The sequence below is a fragment of the Mycobacterium sp. TH-M25 genome, assembly GCF_057473665.1.
In genome coordinates this window covers 1-4,827 of sequence record NZ_JBYCLA010000033.1, presented here as the reverse complement: position 1 = coordinate 4,827, position 4,827 = coordinate 1, and the positions used below count along the sequence as shown (strand labels likewise).

At 64.8% G+C, this 4,827-nt stretch carries 6 protein-coding genes and 1 pseudogene; 6 read left to right on the top strand and 1 reads right to left on the bottom strand.

Annotated elements, in window-relative coordinates:
* The 6 genes and pseudogenes from AC2VOU_RS01325 to AC2VOU_RS01300 all read left to right on the top strand — a co-directional run.
* Positions 1-1,000 (top strand): Rieske 2Fe-2S domain-containing protein (locus tag AC2VOU_RS01325; RefSeq protein WP_486955731.1); only part of this gene is annotated, 1,000 nt, incomplete at its 5' end.
* 7 nt (positions 1,001-1,007) lie between these two features.
* Positions 1,008-1,508 carry a hypothetical protein gene (locus AC2VOU_RS01320; RefSeq protein WP_486955730.1) on the top strand — a complete coding sequence of 167 codons (501 nt, stop codon included), beginning with the start codon at positions 1,008-1,010 and terminating at the stop codon, positions 1,506-1,508.
* Between the two features lie 41 nt (positions 1,509-1,549).
* On the top strand, positions 1,550-1,951 hold the full coding sequence (locus tag AC2VOU_RS01315) for a nuclear transport factor 2 family protein (protein ID WP_486955729.1): 402 nt from the start codon (positions 1,550-1,552) through the stop codon (positions 1,949-1,951).
* Positions 1,924-2,475: an FAS1-like dehydratase domain-containing protein gene (locus AC2VOU_RS01310; protein WP_486955728.1), complete on the top strand. Its 552-nt coding sequence runs from the start codon at positions 1,924-1,926 to the stop codon at positions 2,473-2,475. The genes AC2VOU_RS01315 and AC2VOU_RS01310 overlap by 28 nt, the downstream gene beginning before the upstream one ends.
* The gene (locus AC2VOU_RS01305; RefSeq protein ID WP_486955727.1) at positions 2,472-2,882 is read left to right on the top strand and encodes a MaoC/PaaZ C-terminal domain-containing protein; all 411 of its coding nucleotides are present in this window, start codon (positions 2,472-2,474) and stop codon (positions 2,880-2,882) included. The genes AC2VOU_RS01310 and AC2VOU_RS01305 overlap by 4 nt, the downstream gene beginning before the upstream one ends.
* A 432-nt stretch (positions 2,883-3,314) precedes the next feature.
* Positions 3,315-3,504, top strand: a pseudogene (locus tag AC2VOU_RS01300) (secreted hydrolase); the annotation flags it as partial.
* Between the two features lie 186 nt (positions 3,505-3,690).
* Here AC2VOU_RS01300 and AC2VOU_RS01295 read toward each other — a convergent pair.
* Positions 3,691-4,827, bottom strand: a 1,137-nt coding sequence (locus AC2VOU_RS01295; RefSeq protein WP_486955726.1) for a serine/threonine protein kinase, incomplete at its 5' end; no start/stop codon positions are given.

Here is a 4,827-nt window from a genome sequence, read left to right as displayed (position 1 = left end):
CTCGGAGTTGGCGCCCGGCGACGTCAAGCGGGTGCACTACTTCGGCGAGGAGATGGTGTTGTTCCGCACCGAGTCCGGCGAGGTTAACGTGCTCGATGCTTACTGCCAGCACCTCGGCGCGAACATGGGTGTCGGCGGCACCGTCGAGGGCGAGAACATCGTCTGTCCGTGGCACGGGTGGCAGTGGCGCGGCGACGGCAGCAACGCGCTGATTCCGTACAGCAAGATCGGCTGCAAGAACAACGTCCGGATCAAGACCTATCCCTGCACCGAGTGGTACGGCTTCATCCTGGTGTGGCACGAACGGCACGGCCGGGCCCCATACTGGCAGCCGCCGGTGCTGCCCGAGCTGGAAACCGACGAGTACTACCCGCTGCACCCGCACAGCCGCATGCTCAACCGGGTCAAGGTGCACGCGCAGATGATCATCGAGAACGCCGCCGACCCGTATCACGTGCAGTACGTGCACAAGGCCGCCAACCCGGCCAACACGACCTCATTCGAGGTTGCCGGTTACCACTTGCACGCCACCGTCAGCGCGCATTTCGGCGGCGGCCGGTCACAGACCTGGCTGACCCCGAACGGCCCGGTCGACGCCAAGATCGTGTACGACAACTACTCGCTGGGCCTGGGCATCGTGCGCTTCCCCAGTGACTTGGTGGCCACCATCGAGGTGACCGGACAGACTCCGGTCGACGAGGACTACACCGACTACTTCTATACCCAGGCGTCCGTTCGCGAGCCCGGCGATTCCGGCGACATGCCCACCGGCCGGGCCGCCAAATTCCTTGCGTTGCAGCAAGAAGTCATCAAGCAGGACTTCTTCACCTGGGAGAACATGAAATATCTGGAGAAGCCGAACCTGGCTCCGGAAGAGGCGCACGACTATGCGGCGCTGCGGCGTTGGGCGCACCGCTTCTATCCGGGCGAAGAGGCCGCCGCCGACGACTTCGGTTACACACCAAACGGTGTTCCCGACCCGGTCGTTTCGAGGGCCTAGGGAAGCGATGTCTCCCTTACCAGTTGGGGCGGCGCCCACATGCGACGGAAAGCCTTTCGAACCGCTCGATTTCGGTGTCGAGCGGTTCAGTGTCGCGGCAGTCCTCGACCGGCGTGCCGCGCAATATCCCGATCGGGTGATGATCACCTGTCGACTGCGATACCGGCACGTGATGAGCGAGGGCTACCTGAGACCGTCGGACCCCGCCGTCGTCCCACACCCACAGTGGTTTCGCACAGGGGATCGCGGTACTTTCGACGGCGACCAGAACCTGACTTATACAGCGCGGGTGAAGGATTCAATGCTGCGGCGCGGCGAGAACATCTTCTCGGTCGAGGTCGAGACCGTGGTGATGCGGCATCCAGCGGTGCTCGAGGCCGCGCGATACGTGAAAGTCGTCAGCGAGTTGCCGAAGACGGTCGTCGGCCGGATACGCAAGGACGTCCTTCGCGCGCGCATAGAGTCGGACCCGCGACCTGGGATCGCGAAGCCCACGGATACATCGTGAGTCGTTAGACGGGATCAACAGAGCGACAGGGAGAACAACGGATGGCCATGACTTATCAGCAGCAGTACGTCCTCGACGGCGCGGTGGCGCGCGACGCAATCTTGAACTTGGCCGCACGGCACAACCGGTGCTTCTCCGACGGCGACCGCAACGGGTGGATCGCGACGTTCCGTCACTCGGGCGCGCGTTTCAGCCGCGACGGTGAGGATTTCACCGACCTACGGGCGGCGTTCGACGGCGGCAGGGGGCGGATGGTCACCGTCGACCACGAGATCAGTGTCGACGGTATCAACGCAACCCAGCGATGCGTTGCGCTGCTGTTCACCGGCGGCTCGACGCTGCGTGCCACCGGGGTTTATCGCGATCGCCTGGTCTACGAGCGTGGCGGCTGGTACTTCACGTCCCGTGGGCTGCAATGGGATTCGGTGCCGGTCTCTACGTGACGTCGATCAGCTACAAGCTCGCCTTCGGTACCTACGACGACGCCCTGCGGATGGTTGGGGTGGCGTCGCAGCCGCGAGTTGCCGGGACGGTGGTCAGCGCGGCCCGGATCCAGATGTTCGCTGCCACCGTCCAGGACGCCAACCCGGCGTACTGGGATGCCGACTTTGCAACGCAGACATGGGGAGGGTTACTGGCTCCACCGGCGCTGCTGATGGGCTGGCTGACCCCGCTGCCGTGGCAGCCGGGCGGAGCGCCGCCAGTGGCGGCGATTGCGCTCCGGGTTCCGCTGCCCGGCAGCACAATCGTGAACGCCGCCAACGAGGCGGAATTTCCGCTGCCGATCCTCGACGGCGACCGACTCACGATCGTCGAAGAAGTGCTCTCGGTGTCACCGGAGAAGCAGACCAGGCTCGGCGTCGGGCATTTCGTCGAAACACTGGACACCTTCAACAGGCAGGACGGCGCGGTGGTGGCGACCAACCGGAACACCTTGTTCCGCTTCACTCCCGCTGGGTCGTCGTGACCATCGACTGGGAGAGCGTCACGTTGCCGCTGGAGCTACCGGAGGTGCGTGATGAGATCAGCTATCAGCGGGTGGTGATGAACTCCGGATCCACCTGGGACTACACCCCAGTCCACTTCGACCCGTACTATGCCGAAAAGCACGGGCATCCAGGCATTTTCATCAACACCATGCACATCGCCGGCTTCGCCGACCGGATCGCGACCGATTGGGCCGGGCCGCGCAGCCGAGTGGTTCGGCGCAAGATGCGGCTGACCGGATCGATCTACGCCGGTGACACGATGGTGGGCCGCGCCAGCGTGGTGGCCACACCCGCACCAGGACTGGTCGATCTGCAGATCGAGGTGATCAATCAACGCGGTGAGTTGTGTTGTCCGGTGGAACTGACGCTGCGGTTGATCGAGTGACGATGAGCGACGGTGGATAAGCATCTGGCGGGGTGTCGGGGGTTTGGTGCGGATGACCGCTCGGATGCGCTGGTAGCCATAGGCCAGCAGTCACAATTGGCACATCAGGCCCACCGAGGAGACGCCTACCGATGTGCCCGGCTCATAGCGAAGTGCCCGTCGCTGCAAAAATATTCGCTCTGAGGCGGGCACATTGAATACCCACCCTCGCGGAGACCGATGTGGCTGGTGTGGCTAAACCCGGCGCACTAGCGCGCCAGCGGCGGCATCGTGAAAAGCTGGTCGTAGCAACGATGATCACGGGCTTGCGGCATGGGGCACGACCTCTGGAAAGGCGACGTCAACTTCGCTATTGATGCTAACGTAGCAAAAAAGATGGAGCCTGGCGGGTGCTGTGATACTCAGAGGCGTGCGATGAACACTGACTGGCAGCCCTACACCTACCGGGTAAGCCTGCGGCGCACCGATCGAGTCTGCCGGCCAATGGAATTGGATCTGGACGGCACGCCGACCCCGCGCACCGGTACCGTTCGGCGCCGACGTTTACAACGGTGTGATCAAGTGCTTCGGCCAGCCCGGCACGTATTCGTATTTCCAGACCGGCATGGTCATGAACGGCACTGCAAACATTTTCGGGTGCGACGGTGAGCTACCCCGACCCGTCGAAAGCCCCAGAGGGCCGTTCCATTATCACGGCACCATGCGTGGCGAACCGGTAAGCGGCTTTGCGTTTTACGAATGATCGCCGGCCCTGCACCGGGATTGGGAGCTGATCGGGGTGCGGTCGGACGGAAGCTGACCGAACCGGTCACCCGCCGCCGGGTGGCTCCCAGGCGAATCCGCCCGGGGTGCTGACGCAGGTCACCGGGCTGCCGAAGTTGGACACAGCCACGGAACCCTCGGCGCCACAAGGCATACCGACCGCGGGCCGGGTGTCCAGGCCGGTCGGCGTCGTCGTGATCGGCTTGGTCGTCGTTTTTGCAATCGTGCTCTTTGGCGCCGTCGTCTCGGCCTTCGGTGTGGTTGAGGGCGCGGCCTTGGTCGTCTGCGGAACCGTCGTCGTCGGCGCCACCTTGGCGACCGCGGGCGGTGGGGGAGCCACCGGCGGCGCAAGCGGGGGAATCAACGCGGGCGCCGACGTCGTCGGTGCGGCGGACGACGTGGTCTCGACACTGGCCGGCCCGTCGTCGGTGTGGGACGCCGAACGCAACGCCTTGACGCCGGCGAACCACGCGATCAGCACCACCGCAATCACGCCGCCGATCGCCGCCGAGTGGCGCAGTCGGCGTTTGCGGGCCTCGGTGGCCTCGTCGTCTGCCGGGGGTGCGACAGCGGTGGTGGAATCGTCGACGTCGTGGGCCGTGAACTCATCTGGGGTATCGGAGCTAGCGTGGCCGTTGGTGGCGGGCGCCGCGACGGCCCCCGGAGCGGTGTCGCCGTTGGCGCTCGCCTCGCGGAATATGGCTGCCACGCGGACCTCGGACGTGGCGCGGATGTGTGACCTGTTACCCCCGGTCGATTCGAGCGCTTTGGCGAAATCCCGACATCGGCGGAACCTGTCGACAGGGTCTTTTGACAGCGCGCGGCCGAAGATCGCGTCGAATTCGGTCAGGTCGGGCCGGATTTCGCTCGGTCGAGGCGCGCGATCGGTGAGTTGCCGGTTGACCACCACCGAGGGATTGAAATGCGCGAACGGCGGTGCGCCCGTCAATAGGTGAAAAGCACTCGCCGCCAGGGCGTATTGGTCGGCTCGGCCGTCGAGTTCGTCACCCATCAGCTGTTCGGGTGCGGTGTAGCCGGCGGTCCCGATGAACATGCCGGCGCGGGTCAGCGTGTTGTGGGCGCCATCAGGGCGCGCTATACCGAAGCCGGTCAACGCAATTCGTCGTCGCTCGGTGGGCGACTTGTTGATCAGAATGCGGCCGGGATTGACGAAGCGATGCAG